The sequence below is a fragment of the Streptomyces longisporoflavus genome (genome assembly GCF_014649775.1).
Lineage (GTDB): Bacteria > Actinomycetota > Actinomycetes > Streptomycetales > Streptomycetaceae > Streptomyces > Streptomyces longisporoflavus.
In genome coordinates, this window is record NZ_BMTR01000007.1 from 146,802 (window position 1) to 172,171 (window position 25,370).

Consider the following 25,370-nt stretch of genomic DNA (forward strand, 5'->3'; position numbering starts at 1 on the left):
AACACAAGCGATCAGTGTCAGGGGCGGGCGATGGAGCAGACACACACCTCCCACAACGGTGCGACGGCGGCGATGCCGGGCGCCCAGCGCCGGGTTCTGGTGGTCGAGGACGACCCGACGATCGTCGACGCCATCGCCGCCCGGCTACGGGCCGAGGGTTTCGTAGTGCAAACGGCGATGGACGGTCCTTCGGCGGTCGACACCGCGCAGGCTTGGCAGCCCGATCTGCTGATCCTGGACATCATGCTGCCGGGCTTCGACGGGCTCGAAGTGTGCCGTCGGGTGCAGGCCCAGCGTCCGGTTCCCGTCCTCATGCTGACGGCCCGCGACGACGAGACGGACATGCTGGTCGGGCTCGGCGTAGGCGCCGACGACTACATGACCAAGCCGTTCTCCATGCGGGAGCTCGCGGCCCGCGTGCACGTCCTGCTGCGCAGGGTCGAGCGGGCCGCGCTCGCCGCCACCACGCCGCGCAGCGGGATCCTGCGGCTCGGCGAGCTGGAGATCGACCACGCCCAGCGGCGCGTGCGGGTCCGCAGCGAGGACGTGCACCTGACGCCGACGGAGTTCGACCTCCTGGTCTGCCTGGCCAACACCCCGCGCGCGGTGCTCTCGCGCGAGCAGCTGCTCGCCGAGGTGTGGGACTGGGCGGACGCGTCGGGCACCCGGACCGTGGACAGCCACATCAAGGCGCTGCGCCGGAAGATCGGCGCCGAGCGGATCCGCACGGTGCACGGCGTCGGTTACGCCCTGGAGACCCCGACCCCGTGAGGCGGGCCGTCCGATGAGTGGTCCCTTCGGCGGGCTGCGGCCCTTCTCCATCAAGACCAAGCTCGGCACGCTGGTCGTCGTCTCGGTCTTCATCACCACCGGTCTGCTGATGGTGGCCATGAAGACGCAGACCGAGCTGCGGTTCATCACGGTCTTCTCGGTGATCGCCACGCTGCTCATCACGCAGTTCGTGGCCCACAGCCTCACCGCGCCGCTCGACGAGATGAACTCCGTCGCGCGCGCCGTCTCCCACGGCGACTACACGCGCCGGGTGCGCGGCGCCGACCGCCGCGACGAACTGGGCGACGTGGCCACCACGATCAACCGCATGGCGGACGACCTGGAGGCCCAGGACCAGCAGCGCAAGGAGCTGGTCGCCAACGTCTCGCACGAGCTGCGCACCCCCATCGCGGGCCTGCGCGCGGTCCTGGAGAACGTCGTCGACGGAGTCTCCGCCGCCGACCCGGAGACCATGCGCACGGCCCTGAAGCAGACGGAGCGGCTCGGGCGTCTCGTGGAGACCCTGCTCGACCTCTCCCGCCTGGACAACGGCGTCGTACCGCTGCGGGCCCGCCGCTTCGAGGTGTGGCCCTACCTGTCGGGCGTCCTGAAGGAGGCCAACATGGTCTCCTCCGCCCGCGCGGGCATCGCGTCGGGCTCCGGCAGCCACACGCGCACGGACGTGCATCTGCACCTGGACGTCACACCGCCGGAACTGACCGCGCACGCGGACGCCGAGCGCCTGCACCAGGTCGTGGCCAACCTCATCGACAACGCGGTCAAGCACAGCCCGCCGCACGGCCGCGTCACCGTGCGCGCCCGTCGCGGCCTCTACCCCGAGTCCCTGGACCTGGAGGTCCTCGACGAGGGCCCCGGCATCCCCCAGTCGGAGTGGCACCGGGTCTTCGAGCGCTTCAACCGCGGCAGCCACACGAACAGCCCCCCGCAGGGGCCGGGCAGCGACGGCGGAACCGGGCTCGGTCTCGCCATCGCGCGCTGGGCCGTCGATCTGCACGGCGGGCACATCGGCGTGGCCGAATCCCCTCGCGGGTGCCGCATCCAGGTCACCCTTCCGGGCCTGCCCGACGTACGAGGTTGACGTAGGGTTCGAATCGGAAGCGATTCGCGGGCGCATCGGAAAGCGCGCTCGGGTGAAGCCGCCGCGCAGGGCAGAGCCCGCGCGGCCATCTCGCGTTGCGGAACCTCGCTTGTTTCCCGCCATTTCTGCCGCCAAAACCTTCCGTCCGGTGTGACTTACGCGACGGATGACGGGGCCGGTCTGCACCTGGCGGCAATGGAGGCGTAGCCTTAATTCCCGCTGTCCATCACCTTGTGAAGCGGAAGAGGGCGGTTACCGCCGTGTCGTCACAGTCCCCCAGTAGCTCGAGCATCTCGACCGACCAAGACGGGCAAGGCAAGAGCCCTGCTGCGGCCTTCGGTCCCAATGAGTGGCTCGTCGACGAGATCTATCAGCAGTACCTCCAGGACCCGAACTCGGTCGACCGAGCCTGGTGGGACTTCTTCGCCGACTACAAGCCGGGAGCGAGCGCGTCACCTGCCGCCCCGGCAAAGCCGGCGGGTGACGCAGCCGCGGGGGCTGCGGCCACCACGTCCCCCGCGACTCCCGCCGCACCCGCAGCCGCTCCGGCCGCGCCCGCGGCCCCCGCCGCGCCTGCCGCGCCCGCGGCTCCGGCCGCGAAGCCCGCGGCCGCCGCTCCGGCCCCCGCCGCCAAGCCCGCGGCCGCGAAGCCCGCCGCCAAGGCGGAGCCCGCGGCCCCTGCCGAGGAAGCCCCGGCAGGACCCGAGTACGTGACGCTGCGCGGCCCCGCCGCCGCGGTCGCGAAGAACATGAACGCCTCCGTGGAGGTCCCGACGGCGACGTCGGTCCGCGCGGTCCCGGTGAAGCTGCTCTTCGACAACCGCATCGTCATCAACAACCACCTCAAGCGCGCCCGCGGCGGGAAGATCTCCTTCACGCACCTCATCGGGTACGCGATGGTGCAGGCCATCAAGGCCATGCCGTCGATGAACTACTCCTTCGTGCAGAAGGACGGCAAGCCGACGCTGGTCAAGCCGGAGCACGTGAACTTCGGCCTCGCCATCGACCTCGTGAAGCCCAACGGCGACCGCCAGCTGGTCGTCGCGGGCATCAAGAAGGCCGAGACGCTGAACTTCTTCGAGTTCTGGCAGGCCTACGAGGACATCGTCCGCCGCGCACGCGACGGCAAGCTCGGCATGGACGACTTCACCGGCGTCACGGTCTCGCTGACCAACCCCGGCGGCCTCGGCACCGTCCACTCGGTCCCCCGCCTGATGCCCGGACAGTCGGTCATCATGGGCGTCGGCTCGATGGACTACCCCGCGGAGTTCCAGGGCACCTCCCAGGACACCCTGAACAAGCTCGGCATCTCGAAGGTCATGACGCTCACGTCGACCTACGACCACCGGGTGATCCAGGGCGCCGCCTCCGGTGAGTTCCTGCGGATCGTCGCGAACCTGCTGCTCGGCGAGAACGACTTCTACGACGAGATCTTCAAGGCGCTGCGCATCCCGTACGAGCCGGTCCGCTGGCTCAAGGACATCGACGCCTCGCACGACGACGACGTCACGAAGGCCGCCCGCGTCTTCGAGCTGATCCACTCCTACCGCGTCCGCGGCCACGTCATGGCCGACACGGACCCGCTGGAGTACAAGCAGCGCAAGCACCCCGACCTGGACATCACCGAGCACGGCCTCACCCTGTGGGACCTGGAGCGCGAGTTCGCGGTCGGCGGCTTCGCCGGCAAGTCGATGATGAAGCTGCGCGACGTCCTCGGCGTCCTGCGCGACTCGTACTGCCGCACCACCGGCATCGAGTTCATGCACATCCAGGACCCGAAGCAGCGCAAGTGGCTCCAGGACCGCATCGAGCGCACCCACGCCACGAAGCCCGAGCGCGAGGAGCAGCTGCGCATCCTGCGCCGGCTGAACGCCGCCGAGGCCTTTGAGACGTTCCTCCAGACGAAGTACGTCGGGCAGAAGCGCTTCTCCCTGGAGGGCGGCGAGTCCGTCATCCCGCTGCTCGACGCCGTCATCGACAGCGCCGCCGAGTCGCGTCTGGACGAGGTCGTCATCGGCATGGCCCACCGCGGCCGGCTGAACGTCCTCGCGAACATCGTGGGCAAGTCGTACGCCCAGATCTTCCGCGAGTTCGAGGGCAACATGGACCCCAAGTCCATGCACGGCTCCGGCGACGTGAAGTACCACCTGGGCGCCGAGGGCACCTTCACCGGCCTGGACGGCGAGCAGATCAAGGTCTCGCTCGCCGCGAACCCGTCCCACCTGGAGACGGTCGACCCGGTCATCGAGGGCATCACCCGCGCCAAGCAGGACATCATCAACAAGGGCGGCACGGACTTCACGGTCCTGCCCGTCGCCCTGCACGGTGACGCGGCCTTCGCGGGCCAGGGTGTGGTCGCCGAGACGCTCAACATGTCGCAGCTGCGCGGCTACCGCACGGGCGGCACGGTCCACATCGTCATCAACAACCAGGTCGGCTTCACCGCCGCCCCGGAGTCGTCGCGCTCCTCCATGTACGCCACCGACGTGGCCCGCATGATCGAGGCGCCGATCTTCCACGTAAACGGCGACGACCCCGAGGCCGTCGTCCGCATCGCGCGGCTCGCGTTCGAGTTCCGTCAGGCGTTCAACAAGGACGTCGTGATCGACCTCATCTGCTACCGCCGCCGCGGTCACAACGAGTCGGACAACCCGGCGTTCACGCAGCCGCTGATGTACGACCTGATCGACAAGAAGCGCTCGGTGCGCAAGCTCTACACCGAGTCCCTCATCGGTCGCGGCGACATCACCCTGGAAGAGGCCGAGCAGGCCCTGCAGGACTTCCAGGGGCAGCTGGAGAAGGTCTTCACGGAGGTCCGCGAGGCCATCTCGCAGCCCGCCGAGGCCGAGGTCCCGGCCCCCGAGGCCGAGTTCCCGGTGAACGTCGACACGTCGATCACCCAGGAAGTCGTCAAGCGGATCGCCGAGTCGCAGGTCAACATCCCCGACCGGGTCACCGTCCACCCGCGTCTGCTGCCGCAGCTGCAGCGCCGCGCGTCGATGGTCGAGGAAGACACGATCGACTGGGGCATGGGCGAGACTCTCGCCATCGGTTCGCTGCTCCTGGAGGGCACGCCGGTCCGCCTGTCGGGCCAGGACTCGCGTCGTGGCACGTTCGGCCAGCGTCACGCGGTCCTCATCGACCGCGAGACGGGCGAGGACTTCACGCCGCTCCTGTACCTCTCCGAGGACCAGGCTCGCTACAACGTCTACGACTCGCTCCTCTCCGAGTACGCGGTCATGGGCTTCGAGTACGGCTACTCGCTGGCCCGTCCCGAGTCGCTCGTCATGTGGGAAGCGCAGTTCGGTGACTTCGTCAACGGCGCGCAGACGGTGGTGGACGAGTACATCTCGGCCGCCGAGCAGAAGTGGAACCAGCACTCCGGTGTCACGCTGCTCCTGCCGCACGGCTACGAGGGCCAGGGCCCGGACCACTCGTCCGCCCGCATCGAGCGCTTCCTCCAGCTGTGCGCGCAGAACAACATGACGGTCGCGATGCCGACCCTGCCGTCGAACTACTTCCACCTCCTGCGGTGGCAGGTGCACAACCCGCACCACAAGCCGCTGGTGGTCTTCACCCCGAAGTCGATGCTGCGCCTCAAGGCCGCGGCCTCGAAGACGGAGGAGTTCACGTCGGGCGGCTTCCGCCCGGTCATCGGCGACGAGTCGGTCGAGGCGTCGGCGGTCCGCAAGGTCGTCTTCTGCTCCGGCAAGCTGTACTACGACCTTGAGGCCGAGCGGAAGAAGCGCGAGGTCACGGACACCGCGATCATCCGCATCGAGCGCCTGTACCCGCTGCCGGGTGCCGAGCTCCAGGCGGAGATCGCGAAGTACCCGAACGCCGAGAAGTACCTGTGGGCGCAGGAGGAGCCGGCGAACCAGGGCGCGTGGCCCTTCATCGCCCTCAACCTCATCGACCACCTGGACCTGGCGGTCGGCGCGGACATCCCGCACGGCGAGCGCCTGCGCCGCATCTCGCGGCCGCATGGCTCGTCCCCGGCGGTCGGCTCGAAGAAGCGCCACGAGCAGGAGCAGGAACAGCTCCTGCGCGAGGTCTTCGAGGCGTAAGCCCCGAGCGGTTCGTACGCAGGTGGGCCCGGCCCCGAGTGCTTGACACCCGGGGCCGGGCCCGCCTGCGTATCGGCTTATCCTGAATGTCCTGAGCACATCGCTCGTCAGTCGTTCTTGAATCGCGGAGCCTGTCTTGTACTTCACCGACCGTGGCATCGAGGAGCTGGAGAAGCGGCGCGGCGAGGAGGAGGTCACCTTCGAGTGGCTCGCCGAGCAGCTCCGCACCTTCGTGGACCTCAACCCCGACTTCGAGGTCCCGGTCGAGCGCCTCGCGACCTGGCTGGCCCGGTTGGACGACGAGGACGAGGACGAGTAGGGCGGGGTTTGCTTGGTGAGCGGGGCGGGGGTCGCGTGCTGCTGAGGCGAGGTGGGGGCCGCTGAGGCGGTGCTGGCGCTACTGAGACCGTGTGGGCGCTACGGACGCGGTGCGAGCCGTCGCGAGTGGCTCAGCCTCGCCCGAAGCCGCCGCCGGCCGCTCGTACCCTGTCGTACGCGAGCCCCAGCGAGCCGTGTACCAGGAGGAGAGCTCCCGCCGCGGCCCAGCCGCCGCTGCGCCGCCACACCGCCCAGGCCGCGAGCGGCAGCCCGGCGACCATCTGCGCCCCGGCCAGCGCGCGAGCCCTGCGGCCCCGCAGCCACGGACCCAAGGGCCCCTGTTCGACGACGTCCAGCTCCGCCCGTACGGCGTCCCGCCAGCCCGACCACTCGACCTCCCGCACGCCCGGCGCCACCCGCGCCACCGCACGCAGCCGGTCGGCGGGCTCGCCAGGACTCACCCCGGCCGGCAGCGCCACCCCTGCCCGCGCGAGGACGGCCAGCAGTGCGACGAGCCGGGCCCGGGCGTCGGCCTCCGGGTCGGGTCGCCCCAACTGCTCCAGGGCCTGCACGTCCAGGACGGGGTCGAGCCCGAGCCGGGCGGCGAAGGTGCGCAGCGCCTCGTCCTCGCCGACGGGAGTGCCGTTCGCCAGCCATACGTATTCGACGGTGCGCCGGAAGCCCGCGGCGAGCGTGCAGCCGGAGCGGTCCGAGTCCCACCACAGCGCGAGCACCGGCCAGGTCGATCCGACGGCGAGCGCGGTGGCCCACCCGGTGAGCACCCGGTCCACCGGTTCGTCGCCGTGCAACCAGGGCTTGCCCTCGGGCACGAGCACGCTCCACTCGTGGCCGGCCGGAGCCAGCAGCATCCGTTCGCGCATCAGGCGGGCGACGGGCTCGACCACATCGGGGTCGGCCCGGCAGAGCAGGAGCGCACCGGCGGCGTGTTCGACAGCTTCGGACGACATGGCCCCACGCTAGGACAAATCACCGCGTTCAGCGCACAGAAGCACGGGTGTCTTGACTTTCCGTGACCGCGATATATCGTGTGTAGCAGAGACGCGATATGGCGCGTTGCCTGTTCGTCACCCAGCCCGCTCTAGGAGGTAAGTCCGATGTCAGAGTGGTCTGTCGCCGAGCCCCAGAAGCTCACGTTCGACGCCCCTGTGTCGACGCTGCACGTGCGCGTCGTCAACGGAACGGTGAACGTCGTGGGCACCGACGAAGTTTCCGCCCGGCTCGAGGTCTCCGAGATCGAGGGGCCGCCGCTGACGGTCACCCAGTCGGACGGCACCCTCTCCGTCGCATATGACGACCTGCCCTGGAAGGGCTTCCTCAAGTGGCTCGACCCCAAGGGCTGGCGCCGCAGCGCGGTGATCTCCCTGGCGGTCCCCGCGGGCACCCGTGTCGAGGTGGGCGTGGTCGGGGCGGGCGCCGTGGTCTCGGGGATCGAGGGGCGCACGGAGGTCAGGGGCGTCACCGGGGACACGACCCTCGTGGGACTCTCCGGGCAGGTCCGCGCCGAGACCGTCTCGGGCAACATCGAGGCCCAGGGCATCACCGGCGATCTGCGCTTCCACTCCGTCTCCGGGGATCTGACGGTCTTCGAGGGCGCGGGCTCCTCCGTTCGGGCCGATTCGGTGGGCGGCTCGATGATCGTGGACCTCGACACGACGGGCGCCCCGACCGACATCGCCCTGACGAGCGTCTCGGGCGAGATCGCCATCCGGCTGCCGCACCCGACGGACGCGGACGTGGAGGCGAACACCGCCAGCGGTTCGGTGTCCAACGCGTTCGAGGATCTGCGGGTCAGCGGCCAGTGGGGCGCGAAGAAGATCACCGGCCGGCTTGGCTCGGGCAGCGGAAAGCTGAAGGCGACGACGGTCTCGGGCTCCATAGCGCTGCTGCGCAGGCCCCCGACGGAGGAAGATCCGTTCGGCGAGGCACCACCGGCCGCCTCGCCCGAGGACACTCCCCCGACCGAAGACGCCACCCCGACCGACAAGAAGGTGCTCTGAGATGGCCCCCGTGTTCGCCCACGGCCGACTGCGCCTGTACCTGCTCAAACTCCTCGACGAGGCTCCGCGCCACGGCTATGAGGTGATCCGCCTCCTGGAGGAGCGCTTCCAGGGGCTCTACGCACCTTCGGCGGGCACGGTCTACCCCCGCCTGGCCAAGCTGGAGGCCGAGGGCCTGGTCACCCACACCACCGAGGGCGGCCGCAAGGTGTACGCCATCACGGACGCCGGCCGGGCCGAACTGGCCGACCGCAGCGGCGAGCTGGCCGATCTGGAGCTGGAGATCCGCGATTCCGTCGCCGAGCTCGCCGCCGAGATCCGGGACGGCGTGCGGGGCGCGGCGGGTGAGCTCCGCCGTGAGATGCGGGAGGCGGCCAAGGAGGCGCGCGCGTCCGGTGGCACGGCCGAGGGCAAGAGCGGCGCCGGCGCCGGCTCCGGCAGGCCCTTCCCCGATCCCGCCGACTTCTTCGACGGCTCCTGGGGCGACAAGGAGGGCTGGCGCCAGGCCAAGGAGGAGTTCAAGCGCGCCAAGCAGGAGTGGAAGGAGCAGGCGCGGCGCGCGAAGGACGAGACCCGCAGGGCCCGTGAGGACGCCCAGCGCGCCCGCCGTCAGGCGCAGGACGCGCAGGAGTCCGCGCGCGCCCAGGCGCAGGAGGAGGTCCAGCGCATCGCACGGCGCGTCCAGGACCAGGTGCAGGACCACTTCACCCGGGGCGACTGGCCGACGGGGGTCCGTGAGGGCCTGACGGAACTGGCCAAGGAGTTCAGCGAGTTCGGCAAGAACGCCGCGGCCGGGGGCAAGGACTTCGGCCGCAAGGGCACCGGCTCCGCCGGGGAGGAGCCCAAGTTCACGGCCGCCCGCGAGGACGCGGTTCCCACGGAGTATGTCCCGGAGTGGGCGGACGAGGACTTCACCGGCAACCCTGCCCGCGACCTGGACCGCCTCCTCGACCGCTTCCGCGACGACATCCGTGACGCGGCCCGCGACCACGGAGTGTCCGAGGAACAACTCCGCGAAACCCGCCGCCACTTGTCATCGGCCGCAGCCCACATCGCCGCGACGCTGCACACACCGCAGCCCTGACATCAGCGGCCGACAGGAGGCACCAACAGGAGACGCCAACAGGAGGCACCGACGAGGAGGCACCGACGGGAGCGGCCAACGGGCGGGGAGCCGCCCGGCAGGTAAATCTCCCGTCACGCCTGTCCGGCGCCCCCGCCGTACAGGACCCTCTCCACCGACTCGTGCGTCACGCCGTGGTCGGCAAGGACCTCGCCGACGGGGCCGGGGCGGACGGTCAGGGCGAACAGGATGTGCTCGTCGCCGATGTGCCGGTCCCGGTGGGCGGTGGCGATGCGCAGGGACCGCACCAGGGTGTCCTTGGCCTCGCGGGTGAAGGGCCGGTGCGCGGTCCAGTTGCGGACCGAGCGCCCCGCCTTGCGCCCGCCGGTGTGTCCGGCCCCGTGCCCGGCCCAGCGTCCGCCCGCCAACGCGCCCACGCCGTGGGCCTCCTCGACGCGGGAGACGATCTCGGAGATGTCGATGCCGAGCTCGGCAAGGGCCGCCGTGTCGGCCTGCGAAAGGCCTCCGCGGCGCCGTGTCTCGCCCAGCGCGTCCTCGATCGAGCCCCGGCGGCGCGTGGCCCCGAGCGAGGCCAGGGCGAAGGACGCCCTGCTCGCCTCACGGTCGAGCAGGGCGAGCAGCATGTGCCCGTCGTCCACCGACCCCGCGCCCTCGCTCTCGGCGTGGACCACCGCACCCTTGACCACGGCGCGGGCGTCCTTCGTGAACCGCTCGAACATCACTGCCTCCCGTACTTCTTGTGCACGGCCTGCCTGCTCACTCCGAGTTCCGCGGCGATCCCCTGCCACGACCAGCCCTGCAGGCGCGCACTGCGCACCTGCACGGCCTCCAACTGCTCCACCAGCCTCCGCAGCGCGGAGACGGCCCGCAGCCCTACTCGTGGGTCACGGTCACCCGCACGCTCGGCGAGATCCGTAGCTTCGGTCATGCATGTCAACTTACGTTGACAAGGAGCGGGTGTCAATCAAAGTTGACATCCGTGATGTGTGAGCGGCGCCGCCGGCACCCGCGTCCGGCGGCCTCCGGTCATCCGGCCTCGAGCACGATCTTCCCGAACAGGTCGCCGGACTCCAGGCGCTCGAAGCCCTCGCGCGCCCGGTCGAGGGGCAGCACCTCGTCGATGACGGGACGTACGCCGGTGGCGGCGCAGAAGGAGAGCAGGTCCTCCAGTTCGTCCTTGGACCCCATCGTCGAGCCGACGATCTTCAGCTCCAAGAAGAAGACCCGCGTCAGCTCCGCGTGCGAGGGGCGGTCCCCGCTGGTCGCACCCGAGATCACCAGGGTGCCGCCCGGCTTGAGGGACTTGACGGAGTGCGACCACGTCGCGGCGCCCACCGTCTCGATGACGGCGTCCACCCGCTGCGGCAGCCGCGCGCCGGACTCGACGGCCTCCACCGCGCCCAGTTCGATGGCCCGCTTGCGCTTGGCCTCGTCGCGGCTCGTGGCGAAGACCCGGAGCCCCGCGGCCTTGCCGAGCACGATCGCGGCGGTCGCGACCCCGCCGCCGGCGCCCTGGACGAGGACCGAATCGCCGGGTCGCACACCGGCGTTGGTGAAGAGCATGCGGTACGCGGTCAGCCACGCGGTCGGCAGACAGGCCGCCTCGGCGAACGACAGCTCCTTGGGCTTCGGCAGCAGGTTCCAGGTGGGCACGGAGACCTGCTCGGCGAACGTCCCCTGGTACTTCTCGGTGAGGATCGAGCGGCCCTCGCCGACGTCGACCCCGTACCCGGTCTGGCCGATGACGGAGTGCAGGACGACCTCGTTGCCGTCCTCGTCGATGCCCGCGGCGTCACAGCCGAGGATCATCGGCAGCCTCCCCTCCGGGAGGCCGACCCCGCGCAGGGACCACAGGTCGTGATGGTTGAGGGAGGCGGCCCGGACCTTCACCGTCGACCAGCCGGTCCTGGCGTCGGGGGCGGGGCGCTCCCCCAACTCAAGGCCACTGAGCGGCTGGTCACGGTCGATGCGGGCGGCGTATGCGGCGAACATGTGGCGACGATAGGCCGCGGGCCTGCCGGTACGTAACCACGCACGAATGTGACACGCGCCGCCCCACCCCGCGACACACACCGCCCCGCGACACAACCCCGCGACGTGACACGCGCCGCGCCCCCGCCCCGTACACAACACGTGCGTACGAGACGGGGGCGCGGGTCACGCCGTGCGGCGCACCGCTCAGCGGCGAGCCACACCCTCCGCGCGAGCGGCCGCCGCGACAGCCGCCGTCACGGCCGGTGCGACCCGCTCGTCGAACGGCGAGGGAATCACGTAGTCGGCGGAGAGCTCGTCGCCCACCACACCGGCCAGCGCCTCAGCCGCGGCGATCTTCATCGTCTCGGTGATCCGCGAGGCCCGGACCTGGAGCGCGCCCGCGAAGATGCCGGGGAACGCGAGCACGTTGTTGATCTGGTTCGGGTAGTCCGAACGCCCCGTCGCGACGACCGCCGCGTACTTGTGGGCGATGTCCGGGTGCACCTCGGGGTTCGGGTTGGCCATGGCGAACACGAAGGAGTTCGGGGCCATGGAGGCGACCGCGGGCTCGGGGACGGTGCCGCCCGAGACGCCGATGAAGACGTCCGCACCCGCGAGGGCGCTCTCCAGCGAACCGCTGAGCCCGGCCTTGTTGGTGATCTCCGCGAGCTCACGCTTGACCGGGGTGAGGTCGTCCCGGTCACGGCTCACGACACCCTTGCGGTCCGCGACCGCCACATCGCCGAGGCCCGCCTCGAGGAGGAACTTGGCGATGGCGACACCGGCCGCACCCGCACCGGAGATCACGGCACGCAGCTCGCCGAGCGTGCGGCCGGTCAGCCGCGCGGCGTTGCGCAGCGCGGCCAGCGTCACGACCGCCGTGCCGTGCTGGTCGTCGTGGAAGACGGGAATGTCGAGCCGCTCCTGGAGCTTGCGCTCGATCTCGAAGCAGCGCGGAGCCGAGATGTCCTCGAGGTTGACGCCGCCGAAAGACGGCGCGAGCCGCACCACGGTGTCGACGATCTCGTCCGCGTCCGTCGTCGCGAGCGCGATCGGCACCGCGTCCACGCCGCCGAACTGCTTGAACAAAATGGCCTTGCCCTCCATCACGGGGAGGGAGGCCTCGGGACCGATGTCACCGAGACCGAGCACGGCCGTGCCGTCGGTGACCACGGCCACGACGTTCGACTTCCATGTGTAGTCGTTCACCAGCTCCGGCTGCTCGGCGATCGCGGTGCACACTTTCGCGACGCCGGGCGTGTAAGCCAGGGACAGGTCGTCCTTGTCCCGCACCGGCACGGTGGCCTCGACGGCCATCTTGCCGCCACGGTGCAGCGCGAACGCCGGATCGAAGGGCTCTTCTTCGCCTTCGTGACCGGTATCGCTGTCGCTGCGAGGATTGACGATCTCCGCTGCCACTTGTCTGACCCCTTAAGTCTTAAATCATCAGTTGAGGGTGTCCACTCCTGGTTGAGAAGTGGGCGGGCACCGCGTCTGTGCCCCGCCTGTCGGCGGAGGGAGGTACAGACACGCGAGCGCGCCGCACACGCGCTCCGAGCCCCGGATGAGGGGTGTAACGCACCTTTCTACCTGACGGCGGCGGGGGCGGGCGAGTGGGATTGGTTACCTCAGCTGCGCTCGGTCCTTGTAGTGGTCCCACAAGAATTTCCCGAAGTGCGATCCCAGCCGGTCCACATCGCGAGATTGCCCCGAGATTCACGGAAGATCTCAAATAGCGGTACTTCGTTCCCCGCCGGTACGGCCCTGTTGTCCCGGCCTGTCTGGGTTCGGGGATCACCCGTTATCCGATTTTGACATCACCGGCACCCAGAATCGGACGGTCCGAATGGCAAGATGCCGTCATCACACGAGGTCGCGACACCCGAAGGTGTGTGCACGACCGCTCGGCAACTCCCTCATCCGCCGGAGGACCCTCATGACCGCACGCTTCATCCGTCGTACCACCGCCGGTAAGTCCGCTAAGTCCCGGATGGCCACGGTCGGCGCGATCGCGGTCGCCGGAGCGGTGCTGCTCACCGGCTGCGGTGACCAGACCAAGAGCAAGGACGAGGGCAGCGAGAAGGTGAGCAACGCGCCGCTCGCCGACAAGCTGCCCAAGGACATCCGCGACGCGGGCGTCATCAAGGTCGGTTCGGACATCGCGTACCCGCCCGTCGAGTTCAAGGACAAGTCGGGCAAGACCGTCGGCATCGACCCCGATCTCGGCGACGCGCTCGGCAAGCAGCTCGGCGTGGAGTTCCAGTTCGACAACGGCACCTTCGACACCCTGCTCGGCGGCCTGCGCTCCAAGCGCTACGACCTCGCGATGTCGGCCATGACCGACACCAAGAACCGCCAGGAGGGCGTCGACGAGGAGACCGGCAAGAAGATCGGCGAGGGCGTCGACTTCGTCGACTACTTCACGGCCGGCGTCTCGATCTACACCAAGAAGGGCGACGACCAGGGCATCAAGACCTGGGGCGACCTCTGCGGCAAGAAGATCGTCGTCCAGCGCGGCACCGTCTCGCACGACCTGGCCAAGGCCGAGTCGAAGAAGTGCAAGAGCGGCAAGAAGATCGCCATCGAGTCCTTCGACAACGACCAGCAGGCCCAGACCCGGCTGCGCTCCGGCGGCGCGGACGCGGGCTCCTCGGACTTCCCGGTCGCCGCGTACGCGGTGAAGACCTCGGGCGGCGGCAAGGACTTCCAGCTGGTCGGCGAGCAGGTCGAGGCCGCCCCGTACGGCATCGCGATCTCCAAGAAGAACCCGGAGCTGCGCGACGCGATCAAGGCCGCACTCGACGCGATCATCAAGAACGGCGAGTACGACAAGATCATCGCGAAGTGGGGCGTCGAGGACGGCGCGGTCGAGGCAGCCAAGATCAACGGCGGCAAGTGACCGCGACCCGTCGCTGAAAGGCCACTCCTGTGACTACCGACATCTCCAAGAAGGGGCCGGAGGACACTCCACCGTCCTCCCGCCCCGAGGCCATCAGGGCCATCCCCGTCCGGCACTACGGCCGGTACGTCGCCGCGGTTGCCGCCATCGCGGCGCTCGGCGCGATCGTCTACGCGTTCTCCCAGGGCGACATCAACTGGAACGCGATTCCCGACAACTTCTTCGACGACCGCATCCTGCGCGGCGTCCGCGAGACGCTGATCCTGACCGCCCTGTCGATGCTCATCGGCGTGGTCGGCGGCGTCATCCTCTCCGTGATGCGGATGTCGCGGAACCCGGTCACGTCGTCGATCGCCTGGTTCTACATCTGGTTCTTCCGCGGTACGCCGGTCCTGGTCCAGCTCTTCGTCTGGTTCAACCTCGGCTTCGTCTTCGACTACGTGAACCTCGGCCCCGTCTACAAGGACGAGTGGTCGGACTTCATGACGCCGTTCCTGACGGCGCTGCTCGGCCTCGGTCTCAACGAGGCCGCGTACATGGCGGAGATCTGCCGCGCCGGTCTGCTCTCGGTCGACGAGGGCCAGACCGAGGCGTCGCACGCGCTCGGCATGAGCCACGGCAAGACGCTGCGCCGGATCGTGCTGCCGCAGGCGATGCGCGTGGTCGTGCCGCCGACGGGCAACGAAGTCATCAACATGCTGAAGACGACCTCGCTGGTCGCGGCCGTCCAGTACTACGAGCTCCTGCGGTACGCCCAGGACATCGGCACCTCGTCCGGCGCGACGGTGGAGACCCTGCTGCTCGCGGCGTGCTGGTACCTGATCATGACGTCGATCCTCAGCGTCGGTCAGTACTACCTGGAGCGCTATTACGCGCGCGGTTCGTCGCGCACCCTGCCCGCCACTCCGTTCCAGAAGATCAAGGCCAACATGCTGTCGCTCGGCAACCGTTCGGGGGTGCGCTAATGACCACCGCCATGGTGAAGTCCGAGGGCGTCCACAAGTCCTTCGGCAGCGTCGAGGTCCTCAAGGGCATCGACCTGGAGGTCAAGTCGGGTGAGGTCTTCTGCCTCATCGGCCCGTCGGGCTCCGGCAAGTCGACGTTCCTGCGCTGCATCAACCACCTGGAGAAGATCAACGCCGGACGGCTCTACGTCGACGGCGAACTGGTCGGCTACCGGCAGAAGGGAGACAAGCTGTACGAGCTCAAGGACAGCGAAGTCGCCCTCAAGCGCCGGGACATCGGCATGGTCTTTCAGCGCTTCAACCTCTTCCCGCACCTGACGGCGATCGAGAACGTCATGGAGGCGCCGGTCCAGGTCAAGGGCGAGACGAAGTCGGCGGCGAGGGAGCGCGCCGGCCAGCTCCTCGAGCGCGTCGGCCTGGCCGACAAGGCGAAGAACTACCCCTCGCAGCTCTCGGGCGGCCAGCAGCAGCGCGTGGCCATCGCCCGCGCGCTCGCGATGGAGCCGAAGCTGATGCTCTTCGACGAGCCGACATCGGCGCTCGACCCGGAGCTGGTGGGTGACGTGCTCGACGTCATGCGCGACCTCGCGGAGTCCGGCATGACGATGATCGTCGTCACGCACGAGATGGGCTTCGCGCGCGAGGTCGGCGACAGCCTCGTCTTCATGGACGAGGGCGTGGTGGTCGAGTCCGGCCACCCGCGCGAGGTCCTGACGAACCCGCGGCACGAGCGGACGCAGTCGTTCCTGTCGAAGGTGCTGTAACACGCGATCGAGCGGAAGGGGCGGTACGGATTCCGGATCCGTACCGCCCCTTCGTGTTGCCGCTACTTGAGGCCGAGCACCATCGCGTCGGAGGGCGAGGACCACACCGTCCGCGCCTCGCCGAAGCCCGCGTCGCGCAGCGTGCGCGCGTGCCACTCGGGCGACGGGGTATCGCCGTCCGCGTGCTCGCCGTAGATCTCGAAGCGCTTGGCGGTGGGTTCGGCGAGGACCGGGTCCTTGGCGGCGAGCTGCCACCATTCCCGCCAGTCCACGGCACCCTCGGCCTTGGCCCGGTCCATGCGGGCGTGCCGCTGGGCACGGTCGGCGTCGTTCAGACGGGGGGTCGCGGGGTCGGGCATGTGGTCGGCGTTCATGAAGACGCCGCCGTCGCGCACGACGCCCGCGATCTGGCCGTAGAGGGCGGTGAGGGACTCACTGTGCAGCCAGTGCAGGGCGGTGGCGGTCAGGACCGCGTCGTACGAGTCGTACGGGAGCTGGGACGCCCAGCCGGGGTCCTTGAGGTCCGCGGTGACGAACGTGACGCGGTCGTCACCGGCGAAGGTGCCCTCGGCGATGGCGAGCAGCGCGGGGTCGAGGTCGACGCCCGTGCTGACCGCGTTCGGGAACCTCTTGAGCAGCCGGTCCGTAATACTCCCCGTACCGCACGCGAGGTCGAGGACGCGCGGCTCGGTGCCGACGACGGCCTCGACCATGTCCAGCATGACCCGGAACCGCTCCTCGCGGTCGGGCAGATACCACTCCTGCTGCCGGTCCCAGCTGTCCTGCCAGGCGCGCCAGTCGGTTCCGGACACCGTTTCCGTCATCAGAAGTCCTCCCGTACCCAATACGCTCTTGTAATACCCTCGAAGCACGCGCAGCCGTTACTCACACGCTTGACGAAGATAGCCCGCCCTCGTAAGGACTACAAGTGGAACTGGCCTATTACTCGGACTACGCCGTACGTCTGGTCAACAGCGAGGAGCCGGGTCGCAACAAGGACACGCTGACGTCGGTCGAGGCCGTCCGGGCGCTGTTCGGAGGGAGTTCGCAGGCAGCCCGTCGCGCCACGGACTCCGACGTCACCCGCTTCCGCTCGGTGCGGGCCAGGCTCAGGGCGGTCTTCGAAGCGGCCGACGGCGGCGACGAGACCCTCGCGGTCTCCCTGCTGAACTCACTGCTCATGGAGTTCCCGGTCAGCCCGCAGATCTCGGGGCACGACGACCGCGACGACAACGGCAACCCGCTGTGGCACATGCACCTCGCGGACCACCCCTCTAACGCCACGTCCGGGTACGCCGCGATCGCCGCGATGGGCCTCGCCTTCCACCTCACCGAACACGGCGTCGACCGTCTCGGCCTGTGCGAGGCAGCGCCGTGCCGCAACGCCTATCTCGACACGTCGACGAACCGCTCCCGACGCTACTGCTCGGACCGCTGCGCGACCCGCGCCAATGTCGCCGCCTACCGCGCCCGCAAGCGCCTGGAGACGGACCGGTCGGCCAGCACGGGCCGCGCCGCCGAGACGGCCCAGCGCAGCAGGGCGAACGGCGAGCGCTGACCGGACGCGAACCGGGGCGGGCGGTAGCGGAACCGCACCTTCCCCAGGACGAGTTCCTCGGGCACCGTGCCGTAGTCCGTGCTGTCCCCTCCCGCGTACGCGTTGTCCCCGAGCACCCACCAGCCGCCCTCGCGCCGCTCGGCCGCGCGCTTCACCACCAGCAGGTCCTGCTGGAACGGATGGCGTAGCACCACCACGTCACCCGCTCGGACCCGTGCGCCCCAATGCACCACCAGACGGTCACCGTGGTAAAGCGTGGGCACCATCGACGGGCCGGTCACCTCTGCGGCGCCCAACGGCACGACGGCCCTTCTCCGTTCGCTCTCCTGCGACAGCTCCGGCATCACCGGCACCTCCCCGGTTCTATCCTCCACGAGTATCAGTCTGGCCCTGGACTTTTGACCTAAGCCCATGGGGGCACTCGCGAAAACAGGTCTCTCACGGAGTAATGTCCCACCTGAGAAGACGATCACGAGGAAGGACCGCTGCATGCTTTCCCGCCTGTTTGCCCCCAAGGTAAAGGTCAGCGCCCACTGCGACCTGCCCTGCGGTGTGTACGACCCGGCTCAGGCCCGCATCGAGGCGGAGTCGGTCAAGGCCGTCCAGGAGAAGATGGCCGGCAACGACGACGCGCAGTTCCAGACGCGCGCCATCGGCATCAAGGAGCAGCGCGCGGAGCTCGCCAAGCACCACGTGTCGGTGCTCTGGAGCGACTACTTCAAGCCCCCGCACTTCGAGAAGTACCCGGAGCTGCACCAGCTGGTGAACGACACCCTCAAGGCCCTCTCGGCCGCCAAGGGCTCGTCGGACCCGGCCACGGGCCAGAAGGCGCTGGACTACATCGCCCAGATCGACAAGATCTTCTGGGAGACCAAGAAGGCCTGACCTCCAGCCCTTCAGTCCTTCGGTACGGACGAAAGCACCCGGCATCCGCGCGGAGCCGGGTGCTTTCGGCATTCTCTGCCCCTGCCTGCCCCTGCCTGCCCCGGCCTGCCCCGGCCTCAGGCCCGGTCGTGCACGGCCAGGTTCGCGGCGAAGCCCAGGAACGCCACCCCGCTGAGCTGTTCCAGGCGGCGGCGGAAGGCCGGCCGGCGGATGCGCTCGCCGAGGGCGGCGGCCGCGTAGGTGACGATCCAGTACCAGAGGGCGAGTTCGACGAGGTCGATCGCCGTGAGCAGCAGTGTCGTGCCGAAGACCGGTGCGCCCGCGGGGATGAACTGCGGGATCAGGCTCATGTAGAACAGCCCGGCCTTGGGGTTGAGCAGGTTCGTGCCGAGCCCCGCGCGGAAGGCCGCCCAGCGGTCCCGGGGCGCCGCCGGTTCGGCCGACTCGTCGCCCTGCGCCCGCGCCGGCTCCTTCTCCGCCCGGCGGCGTGCGCGCCACAGCGCCGTGCCGCCCAGCCATGCCAGGTAGACGGCGCCCCCGATGCGCAGGGCGTCGTACGCGAGATGCGAGGCCGTGAGCAGCGCCGTCAGGCCGATCGCCGTCGCCATGCCCCAGGCCAGGCAGCCGGTGAGGATGCCGAGCGCCGCGGCGAAGCCGCCGTCCCGGCCGTGGGCCACGGAAGTGCGCAGGACCAGGAGCGTGTCCAGGCCCGGCGTGACGTTGATGATCGCGGCGACGCCCGCGAACGCGAGTGCGGCGGTGAGCATGACACGGGAGGCTAGCCGCCCTCCGTGCCGTCGCGCCGCCGGATAAATCAGTTGCCCGCGCGGACCGGCCCTGCTGCACTCTCCGTACGCCTAGACCAGTCGAGGAGACGCAATGCGCCGTTTGTTCATGTCCGGCCAGAAGGGAATCGCCATCGACCCAGAGGACATGACACTCCGTGCATACGTCGAGCACGTCCAACACCCTGAACCTGGGGATCCTGGCGCATGTTGACGCCGGGAAGACCAGTCTGACCGAGCGGCTCCTGCACGCCGCCGGTGTCATCGACGAGATCGGTCGCGTCGATGCGGGAACCACCCGGACCGACTCACTCGCCCTGGAACGGCAGCGCGGGATCACGATCAAATCCGCCGTCGTCTCCTTCGCCGTCGACGACGTCACCGTCAATCTCATCGACACCCCCGGCCACCCGGACTTCATCGCCGAGGTGGAACGGGTGCTGAGCGTGCTCGACGGCGCCGTACTCGTCATCTCCGCCGTCGAGGGCGTCCAGGCGCAGACCCGGGTGCTCATGCGGACGCTGCGGCGGCTGCGCATCCCCACGATCATTTTCGTGAACAAGATCGACCGCCGCGGGGCCCGCTACGACCAAACGCTGCGCGGCATCGCGCGGCGGCTCGTGCCGGACATCGTGCCCATGGGCACGGTCACCGCCCCCGGCACCCGCGACGGGGCCTTCGTGCCCTACGCCGCCGGTGATCCCGCCTTCACCGCCCGCCTCGTCGACGTACTCGCCGCGCACGACGACGCCCTGCTCTCCGCGTACGTCGACGACGAGGCGGGCCTCTCCCCCGGGCGGCTGCGCGCCGCGCTCGGCACGCAGACCGGGCAGGCACTCGTCCACCCGGTGTTCTTCGGCTCGGCCGCCACCGGCGCCGGAATCGGCGCACTGATGGCGGGAATCCGGGAGTTGCTGCCCTCCGAGAACGGGACGCCGCGCGCCGGTGATCCCGTGTCCGGCACCGTGTTCAAGGTCGAGCGCGGGGACGCCGGGGAGAAGGTCGCCTACGTGCGGATGTTCGCGGGGACGGTCCGCACGCGGGACCGGCTGCCGTTCGGCGGCGGACGCGAGGGCAAGGTCACCGCGGTCAGCGTCTTCGACCGCGGGTCCGCCGCCGCGCGCGAGGGTGTCTCCGCCGGGCAGATCGGGAAGTTGTGGGGGCTCGGCGACATCCGGATCGGCGATGTCGTCGGCGTACCGCACGCGAAGGCGCGAAGGGGCGCGGCCGGACAGCACCACTTCTCGCCGCCCACCCTGGAGACCGTCGTCGTCCCCGTCAGGCCCGGTGACAGGGGCGCGCTGCATCTCGCGCTCGCCCAGCTCGCCGAGCAGGACCCGCTGATCAACCTGCGGCAGGACGATCTGCGCCAGGAGGTGTACGTGTCGCTGTACGGCGAGGTCCAGAAGGAGGTCATCCAGGCGACCCTCCTCGACGAGTACGGGATCGACGTCACGTTCCGCGAGACCACCACCATCTGCGTGGAGCGCGTGACGGGCAGCGGGTCCGCGTACGAGATCATCGACAAGGACGACAACCCCTTCCTGGCCACCGTCGGGCTGCGTGTCGATCCCGGACCGCCGGATTCCGGCGTGCAGTTCCGCCTGGAGGTGGAGCTCGGTTCGATGCCGTACGCGTTCTTCCGTGCCGTCGAGGAGAGCGTGCGGGAGACGCTGCTCCAGGGGGTGCACGGGTGGGAGGTCGGCGACTGCGTCGTCACCATGACGCACTCCGGTTACTGGCCGCGGCAGAGCCACGCGCACGGCACCTTCGACAAGAGCATGTCGAGCACGGCCGGAGACTTCCGGCAGCTGACCCCGCTGGTCCTGCTGAGCGCGCTACGGCGGGCGGGCACCGAGGTGCGCGAGCCGCTGCACCGTTTCGGGCTCAGCGTCCCGGACGACGTGTTCGGGCAGCTCCTGCCCGTGCTCTCCAGGCTGCGCGCGGTGCCGCACACCCAGACGGCACACGGCTCCTCGTACCTCGTCGAGGGCGAGATCCCGGCCGCCCGCGTGCACGAGCTGGAACAGCTGCTGCCCTCGCTGACGCGCGGAGAGGGCGAGCTGGAGTCCGCCTTCGAGCGGTACCAGCCGGTCCCGGGCGAGCCCCCGAACCGACCGCGCACCGACCGTAATCCGCTCTGCCGCAAGGAGTACCTGCGGGAGGTGGCGGGTGTCAGGCGCTGAGGCCGGGTGAATTATGGTCCACCGGTCACGTTCCCTCGCCGGGAGGTGTCAGAGACGTGACGAACGAAATCCCGCACGACTAAGCCCAGTTGGTCACTCGGAAACTCGGCCACTCGGAAATTCGGAGGAGAACAGCGATGAGCACGCAGACGACGGGTCCCCGCACGCCCGAGCAGCGCAAGCGCGACACCCTGCACCGGCTCACCCACGACGTGGACGCGTGGGTGGCGACGGCCGACCCGGACGGCGGGGCCCCGTACCTGGTCCCGCTGTCCTTCCGGTGGGAGGGCGAGAGCGAGAGCTTGCTGGTGGCCACTCCGGACGCCAGCGTCACCGGCCGCAACCTGCGGGCCTCGGGCAGAGCGCGGATCGGCGTCGGGCCGACCCGCGACGTCATCATGATCGAAGGGACCGTACGTGCCCTCGCCGACGGCGAGTTGACCCGCGAGGACCTTGACGCCTTCGCCGAGCGGACGGGCTTCGACCCGAGCAAGCTCGACACCCTGTACACCTACTTCCGCATCACTCCGCAGCGGATCCAGGCCTGGCGCGAGGCCGACGAGCTGGCGGGGCGGGAGTTGATGCGGGGCGGGCGCTGGACGGTGTGACGGCCCGCCGCGGGGTCAGTCCCGGCCGAGCACCGGTGCCAGCGCCTCGCGCAGGTCGTCGGGTCCCGTGTAGTGGAGCCCCACCATGCCGAGTGCGACCGCCGCGTCCACGTTCTCCTTGCGGTCGTCCACGAACAGGCAGCGCTCGGCGGGGACCCCGGCCCGCTCCAGGGCGATCTCGTAGATCCGGCGGTCCGGCTTGACGACGCCGACATCGGCGCTGCCGACGACGGTGTGCGCGAGGTCCGCGATGCCGAGTTCGGCCAGGTCGTCGTCGAGCCAGGGGGTCGCGTTCGTCACGAGCGCCACGTGCAGGTGCGCGCGGGCCCGCCGGAGGAGATCGACCACGGTCGCGTCGGCGGAGAACGCGGCCCCGGCGAGCGCGGTCCCCAGGGCGTGGCCGCGCTCGTACGGCACGCGGTCCGCGAGGCCGCGGGCTATCGCCTCCACCCACTCCTCCTTGCCCGTGTGCCCGAGCATCAGGGGCAGATCGGTCTCGGGCGCGAAGGCGATCTCGGCGGTGCTGCCGTGCGGGAGACCGGCGTCGCGCTCCATCGCCTCCATCTCCGACATGTCGTAGAAGCGGATCACGCCGTCGAGGTCGGTGAGCACGGCGTCGAAGGGCAGCGGCTGCGGCGGCTGCGCCGGCACCTGCCAGGTGAAGCGCAGCTTCTCCTTGGCGTCGGCGCCGATGCGGTCGTAGAAGCGGATGGCGCCCTCGTTCCACGCGGGCGTCTGCCACTGGACCTCGGCGAGGCCGAGGCGACGGGCCTCCGTGGCCACCGCGTCCATCAGCCGCTCGCCGAGCCCGAGGCCCCGGTGCCCGTCACGCAGGAAGAGGCAGTCCATGTGCAGATACTCGGCACCGTCCCAGGTGGAAACCTCCGGCGCACACGTGGCGTACCCGACGACCTCGCCGTCGCTCAGTTCGGCCACCAGACAACGCAGACGCGGGTCCGCTACCTCGAAGAGCAGGGCATGAAGACGCCGGTCGAGACCGGGCGCGGGCGGGGTGCCCTTCTCGTACGCGGCATGCTCGGCGACGAGTTCCACGATGCGGGGGAGATCGGCGGGGCGAGCGTGCCGGACGCCGAGGGGCCGTGCGGTACGCGCGTGATGGCCGTCGGCGAGGGCAAGGAGCCGATCGGCATCAACGGCCGACGGCAGTTCGTCAAGCTCGGTCATGTCCATGCGCCCATGATGCAACTGTCCACTGCTTCTTGTGATGCGGGTGTGCACCATGGCCACTACGGGTGGGCGCCGCCGCTTCGGACGCGCGCCATCGCTGACGGGTGTGTGTACCTCAGTCGTCCTCGGAGCGATCCGGCGCAGCCTCTGTGGCGGCCTCTGTGGCGGCCTTTGCTGCGGCTGCGGCTTCTTCCGCTGCTGCCACTTCGGCTACGGCGTCATCGGCTGCGGCAGCGGCTCCGATCGCAGCGGCCTCCGTCGCCGCGCCCTCTGTCGCCGCGACATCTCCGCGCCCTTCACGCACGCCTCGCCTCGGGCGCTTACCGCGCTTTCCGTACGCTCCATGCGCTCCGTGCGTTCCATGCCTGCCGCGCTCTTCGACTTCCTCGACACACGCGTCGCACAGCGGGTTGCGGCACGGGCCAGGTCCCCACACCGGGACGAACACCCCGAACGTCTTGCGCCGCTTGATGGCCGTACCGACAGGCCGTCCGCAGGTCGCGCACACCGGCTCGCTCTGCGGGCGGGGGCCGGACCGGCGCCCATCGCTGCCCATACGTCGAGAATATGGCGGGCGGCGCGGGCCGGATAGACACGGCGACGAAGTAGACGAACGCCTGTACCGCCGCGTCACACCCGGCGGATGCCCTCCGTGTCGAGTTCCCCCTCCACCACCTGCCGCGCGCATTCCGCGAGCCGCAGCCGGTTCGCCCGCGCGTGGCGCCGCAGGGCCCCGAAGGCCTCGTCGACCGTGCACCCCCACCGCTCCGCCAGCACGCCCTTGGCCTGCTCGATGGCGATCCGGCTGGTGAGGGCCTCCTGCAACTGGCCGCGCTCCGCCTCGCTCTTCTCCAGGGAACGCCGCTGGACGATCGTGATCGCCGCGACATCGGCGAGGGCCTGGGCGAGCGCGACCTCGTCATGACTCAGCACCCGCGGCTTCGCCTGGAACAGATTCAGCGTGCCGAGTACCTGTTCACCCTGCCCCAGGGGAAGCACCTGCGTCATCTCGTAGCCCGCTTCCCTGGCGCGCAGCGAGAACTGCGGCCACGCGGTGGTCGCCTCCAGGCCGCCGAGGGCGATGTTCGTGTGCGCCGTGCCCGAGCGGTAGCAGTCAAGGCACGGCCCCTGTTCCTGCTGCAGGGCAAACAGATCGAGCACCCAGGCGTGCTCGCCGGACGCGGCGACGAGCCGCAACTCGCCCCCCGCGTCGGCCAGCAGGACGCCCGCGGCCGAGACTCCGAGCAGTTCCACGCAGCGCACGGCAAGGCTCTGCAGGAACGCGGCGACATCGAAATCGCCGTTCAAGGAGTCGGCCACCTCCACGAACGCCTCCGCCAGAAGTCGTTCGCGGGACGTATCACCGGACACTTCTCGAATCATTTCGCGGGACATGAGGCGCGCCTCCCCCCTTCGGTGTGTCTACGGACAACACAGCGATGCTGCGAAGACCCTATGCGGACCCTATGCGAATTCGCCGGGCCCGCCACAGGGTGTGACAAAGGGCCGGGGCTCTCGCCACATGGGCCACAGCTGCGGGCCGTCCGGCAGATCGATGGCATTTCCAGTGAAGTGGAATCCGAGCCGTGTGTACAGCGCGCGGCTGCGGCTGTTGCTCGCCTCCAGATAGGCGTGCAGCCCCTCCCGGTCGCACCGTTCGAGCACGGACTCGATCAGTGCCGTGCCGAGCCCTTCGCCCTGCCGCCCGGGGCGCACACCGATCATGTGCAGGTACTGGTGGGGCCGGTCGGTCGGGTGCGCCTCGCCGGTGATCCGGCCTATCTCCTCGACCCGCGCGTTGTCCGGGTCGACGGCCGCGCGCAGCTGCGCGGGCCCCTCTTCTCCGCCCTCGTCCTCGCCGGCGGGGACGGACCACCACAGCGCGACGGCCGCGCCGTCCTGTGTGATGTCGACGAAGCCCTGGCTCAGGGCGAGGTCGAGGAAGGCTTCCATCAGGGCTCCGTGCCTGCGGCGGCGGTGCTCGTCGCCGGGGAAGACCCAACCGCTCACCGGATCGTCCTGGAACGCCTCGTCGAGCAACCGGACCACGTCCGCCCTGTCGCTCTCCCCGGCCCGCCGGATCACTACGCCCACAGCCGCCCCTTCAGCCCCTCGACCTGCCCCTCGGTCACGCTCAACTGCTCGCGATCCGCAACCGGTTGTGTCGGGTGCAGCCTAGGTGATCCGGCCACGGCACACGG

General features: G+C 69.9%; 24 protein-coding genes and 1 pseudogene. 13 read left to right on the plus strand and 12 right to left on the minus strand.

The genetic code is table 11. The annotated features are described in order from the left end of the window. Positions 1-30 precede the first annotated feature (30 nt). From IE226_RS16440 to IE226_RS16455, 4 genes are all read left to right on the plus strand, one after another. Positions 31-771, plus strand: coding sequence for a response regulator transcription factor (locus IE226_RS16440; protein ID WP_190081978.1), 741 nt, complete (start codon positions 31-33; stop codon positions 769-771). Between the two features lie 13 nt (positions 772-784). Beyond that, on the plus strand, positions 785-1,870 hold the full coding sequence (locus tag IE226_RS16445; protein WP_190081979.1) for a HAMP domain-containing sensor histidine kinase: 1,086 nt from the start codon (positions 785-787) through the stop codon (positions 1,868-1,870). 260 nt (positions 1,871-2,130) lie between these two features. Beyond that, positions 2,131-5,937, plus strand: a complete 3,807-nt coding sequence (locus tag IE226_RS16450) for a multifunctional oxoglutarate decarboxylase/oxoglutarate dehydrogenase thiamine pyrophosphate-binding subunit/dihydrolipoyllysine-residue succinyltransferase subunit (protein WP_190081980.1) — start codon at positions 2,131-2,133, stop codon at positions 5,935-5,937. Between the two features lie 136 nt (positions 5,938-6,073). Further along, positions 6,074-6,256: a DUF6104 family protein gene (locus IE226_RS16455; RefSeq protein WP_003961784.1), complete on the plus strand. Its 183-nt coding sequence runs from the start codon at positions 6,074-6,076 to the stop codon at positions 6,254-6,256. Between the two features lie 130 nt (positions 6,257-6,386). On the opposite strand, the gene IE226_RS16460 is transcribed toward IE226_RS16455, so the two are convergent. Continuing rightward, the gene (locus tag IE226_RS16460; RefSeq protein WP_190081981.1) at positions 6,387-7,223 is read right to left on the minus strand and encodes a hypothetical protein; all 837 of its coding nucleotides are present in this window, start codon (positions 7,221-7,223) and stop codon (positions 6,387-6,389) included. A 147-nt stretch (positions 7,224-7,370) separates the two neighbouring features. Between IE226_RS16460 and IE226_RS16465 the strand changes: the two genes are divergently transcribed. After that, positions 7,371-8,273: a DUF4097 family beta strand repeat-containing protein gene (locus IE226_RS16465; RefSeq protein WP_190081982.1), complete on the plus strand. Its 903-nt coding sequence runs from the start codon at positions 7,371-7,373 to the stop codon at positions 8,271-8,273. A gap of 1 nt (position 8,274) precedes the next feature. After that, a complete protein-coding gene (locus IE226_RS16470; RefSeq protein ID WP_190081983.1) occupies positions 8,275-9,357 on the plus strand; it encodes a PadR family transcriptional regulator in 1,083 nt (360 codons plus the stop codon). Positions 9,358-9,470: 113 nt separating this feature from the next. Here the strand turns inward: IE226_RS16470 and IE226_RS16475 are convergent, their stop codons facing one another. From IE226_RS16475 to IE226_RS16490, 4 genes are all read right to left on the minus strand, one after another. Beyond that, the gene (locus IE226_RS16475; RefSeq protein WP_190081984.1) at positions 9,471-10,076 is read right to left on the minus strand and encodes a Clp protease N-terminal domain-containing protein; all 606 of its coding nucleotides are present in this window, start codon (positions 10,074-10,076) and stop codon (positions 9,471-9,473) included. Further along, positions 10,076-10,285 carry a helix-turn-helix domain-containing protein gene (locus IE226_RS16480; RefSeq protein WP_190081985.1) on the minus strand — a complete coding sequence of 70 codons (210 nt, stop codon included), beginning with the start codon at positions 10,283-10,285 and terminating at the stop codon, positions 10,076-10,078. The genes IE226_RS16475 and IE226_RS16480 overlap by 1 nt, the downstream gene beginning before the upstream one ends. A 98-nt stretch (positions 10,286-10,383) precedes the next feature. After that, positions 10,384-11,349, minus strand: coding sequence for a zinc-binding dehydrogenase (locus IE226_RS16485; protein ID WP_190081986.1), 966 nt, complete (start codon positions 11,347-11,349; stop codon positions 10,384-10,386). A 186-nt stretch (positions 11,350-11,535) separates the two neighbouring features. Beyond that, positions 11,536-12,750, minus strand: coding sequence for an NAD(P)-dependent malic enzyme (locus IE226_RS16490; protein WP_190081987.1), 1,215 nt, complete (start codon positions 12,748-12,750; stop codon positions 11,536-11,538). Positions 12,751-13,267: 517 nt separating this feature from the next. On the opposite strand from IE226_RS16490, the gene IE226_RS16495 reads away from it, so the two are divergent. Genes IE226_RS16495 through IE226_RS16505 form a run of 3 tightly spaced genes read left to right on the plus strand, consistent with a single transcriptional unit; the run spans position 13,268 to position 15,959 of the window. Beyond that, positions 13,268-14,230, plus strand: coding sequence for an ABC transporter substrate-binding protein (locus tag IE226_RS16495; RefSeq protein WP_190081988.1), 963 nt, complete (start codon positions 13,268-13,270; stop codon positions 14,228-14,230). Positions 14,231-14,259: 29 nt separating this feature from the next. Further along, positions 14,260-15,195 carry an amino acid ABC transporter permease gene (locus IE226_RS16500; protein WP_190081989.1) on the plus strand — a complete coding sequence of 312 codons (936 nt, stop codon included), beginning with the start codon at positions 14,260-14,262 and terminating at the stop codon, positions 15,193-15,195. A gap of 11 nt (positions 15,196-15,206) precedes the next feature. Then, a complete protein-coding gene (locus IE226_RS16505) occupies positions 15,207-15,959 on the plus strand; it encodes an amino acid ABC transporter ATP-binding protein (RefSeq protein ID WP_190082181.1) in 753 nt (250 codons plus the stop codon). A gap of 62 nt (positions 15,960-16,021) precedes the next feature. On the opposite strand, the gene IE226_RS16510 is transcribed toward IE226_RS16505, so the two are convergent. Next, positions 16,022-16,783, minus strand: coding sequence for a class I SAM-dependent methyltransferase (locus tag IE226_RS16510; protein ID WP_190081990.1), 762 nt, complete (start codon positions 16,781-16,783; stop codon positions 16,022-16,024). Between the two features lie 104 nt (positions 16,784-16,887). Between IE226_RS16510 and IE226_RS16515 the strand changes: the two genes are divergently transcribed. Then, positions 16,888-17,517, plus strand: coding sequence for a CGNR zinc finger domain-containing protein (locus IE226_RS16515; protein ID WP_190081991.1), 630 nt, complete (start codon positions 16,888-16,890; stop codon positions 17,515-17,517). On the opposite strand, the gene sodX is transcribed toward IE226_RS16515, so the two are convergent. Beyond that, complete coding sequence (gene sodX, locus IE226_RS16520; RefSeq protein WP_190082182.1) at positions 17,421-17,861, minus strand: nickel-type superoxide dismutase maturation protease; 441 nt, start codon at positions 17,859-17,861, stop codon at positions 17,421-17,423. The genes IE226_RS16515 and sodX overlap by 97 nt on opposite strands. Positions 17,862-18,006: 145 nt before the next feature. Here sodX and sodN point away from each other — a divergent pair, with 145 nt between their 5' ends. Then, positions 18,007-18,402, plus strand: a complete 396-nt coding sequence (gene sodN / locus IE226_RS16525; RefSeq protein WP_190081992.1) for a superoxide dismutase, Ni — start codon at positions 18,007-18,009, stop codon at positions 18,400-18,402. A gap of 116 nt (positions 18,403-18,518) precedes the next feature. Here the strand turns inward: sodN and IE226_RS16530 are convergent, their stop codons facing one another. After that, positions 18,519-19,169, minus strand: coding sequence for a LysE family translocator (locus tag IE226_RS16530; RefSeq protein WP_190081993.1), 651 nt, complete (start codon positions 19,167-19,169; stop codon positions 18,519-18,521). Positions 19,170-19,372: 203 nt separating this feature from the next. Here IE226_RS16530 and IE226_RS16535 point away from each other — a divergent pair, with 203 nt between their 5' ends. After that, the gene (locus IE226_RS16535; RefSeq protein WP_190082183.1) at positions 19,373-21,373 is read left to right on the plus strand and encodes a GTP-binding protein; all 2,001 of its coding nucleotides are present in this window, start codon (positions 19,373-19,375) and stop codon (positions 21,371-21,373) included. Positions 21,374-21,510: 137 nt separating this feature from the next. Continuing rightward, positions 21,511-21,981 carry a pyridoxamine 5'-phosphate oxidase family protein gene (locus IE226_RS16540; protein WP_190081994.1) on the plus strand — a complete coding sequence of 157 codons (471 nt, stop codon included), beginning with the start codon at positions 21,511-21,513 and terminating at the stop codon, positions 21,979-21,981. 15 nt (positions 21,982-21,996) lie between these two features. Here the strand turns inward: IE226_RS16540 and IE226_RS45225 are convergent, their stop codons facing one another. The 4 genes and pseudogenes from IE226_RS45225 to IE226_RS16555 all read right to left on the minus strand — a co-directional run bounded on the left by IE226_RS45225 (position 21,997) and on the right by IE226_RS16555 (position 25,263). Beyond that, positions 21,997-22,632 (minus strand): HAD-IA family hydrolase, encoded by a 636-nt coding sequence (locus tag IE226_RS45225; RefSeq protein ID WP_373306978.1) that lies wholly within the window; start codon positions 22,630-22,632, stop codon positions 21,997-21,999. Positions 22,633-22,677: 45 nt separating this feature from the next. Continuing rightward, positions 22,678-23,223 (minus strand): annotated as a pseudogene (locus IE226_RS45230) (GNAT family N-acetyltransferase); the annotation flags it as partial. 576 nt (positions 23,224-23,799) lie between these two features. Beyond that, positions 23,800-24,540: a GAF and ANTAR domain-containing protein gene (locus IE226_RS16550; protein WP_229871076.1), complete on the minus strand. Its 741-nt coding sequence runs from the start codon at positions 24,538-24,540 to the stop codon at positions 23,800-23,802. A gap of 93 nt (positions 24,541-24,633) precedes the next feature. After that, complete coding sequence (locus IE226_RS16555; RefSeq protein ID WP_190081995.1) at positions 24,634-25,263, minus strand: GNAT family N-acetyltransferase; 630 nt, start codon at positions 25,261-25,263, stop codon at positions 24,634-24,636. Between the last annotated feature and the right edge of the window lie 107 nt (positions 25,264-25,370).

Excerpts from the sequence above, each read along its gene's own strand:
- sodX (WP_190082182.1), bottom strand. The coding sequence starts at position 17,861 with ATGCCGGAGCTGTCGCAGGAGAGCGAACGGAGAAGGGCCGTCGTGCCG.
- IE226_RS16470 (WP_190081983.1), top strand. The coding sequence starts at position 8,275 with ATGGCCCCCGTGTTCGCCCACGGCCGACTGCGCCTGTACCTGCTCAAA.
- IE226_RS16505 (WP_190082181.1), top strand. The coding sequence starts at position 15,207 with ATGGTGAAGTCCGAGGGCGTCCACAAGTCCTTCGGCAGCGTCGAGGTC.
- IE226_RS16475 (WP_190081984.1), bottom strand. The coding sequence starts at position 10,076 with ATGTTCGAGCGGTTCACGAAGGACGCCCGCGCCGTGGTCAAGGGTGCG.
- IE226_RS16465 (WP_190081982.1), top strand. The coding sequence starts at position 7,371 with ATGTCAGAGTGGTCTGTCGCCGAGCCCCAGAAGCTCACGTTCGACGCC.
- IE226_RS16460 (WP_190081981.1), bottom strand. The coding sequence starts at position 7,223 with ATGTCGTCCGAAGCTGTCGAACACGCCGCCGGTGCGCTCCTGCTCTGC.
- IE226_RS16530 (WP_190081993.1), bottom strand. The coding sequence starts at position 19,169 with ATGCTCACCGCCGCACTCGCGTTCGCGGGCGTCGCCGCGATCATCAAC.
- IE226_RS16480 (WP_190081985.1), bottom strand. The coding sequence starts at position 10,285 with ATGACCGAAGCTACGGATCTCGCCGAGCGTGCGGGTGACCGTGACCCA.
- IE226_RS16495 (WP_190081988.1), top strand. The coding sequence starts at position 13,268 with ATGACCGCACGCTTCATCCGTCGTACCACCGCCGGTAAGTCCGCTAAG.
- IE226_RS16445 (WP_190081979.1), top strand. The coding sequence starts at position 785 with ATGAGTGGTCCCTTCGGCGGGCTGCGGCCCTTCTCCATCAAGACCAAG.
- IE226_RS16485 (WP_190081986.1), bottom strand. The coding sequence starts at position 11,349 with ATGTTCGCCGCATACGCCGCCCGCATCGACCGTGACCAGCCGCTCAGT.
- IE226_RS16440 (WP_190081978.1), top strand. The coding sequence starts at position 31 with ATGGAGCAGACACACACCTCCCACAACGGTGCGACGGCGGCGATGCCG.
- sodN (WP_190081992.1), top strand. The coding sequence starts at position 18,007 with ATGCTTTCCCGCCTGTTTGCCCCCAAGGTAAAGGTCAGCGCCCACTGC.
- IE226_RS16510 (WP_190081990.1), bottom strand. The coding sequence starts at position 16,783 with ATGACGGAAACGGTGTCCGGAACCGACTGGCGCGCCTGGCAGGACAGC.
- IE226_RS16540 (WP_190081994.1), top strand. The coding sequence starts at position 21,511 with ATGAGCACGCAGACGACGGGTCCCCGCACGCCCGAGCAGCGCAAGCGC.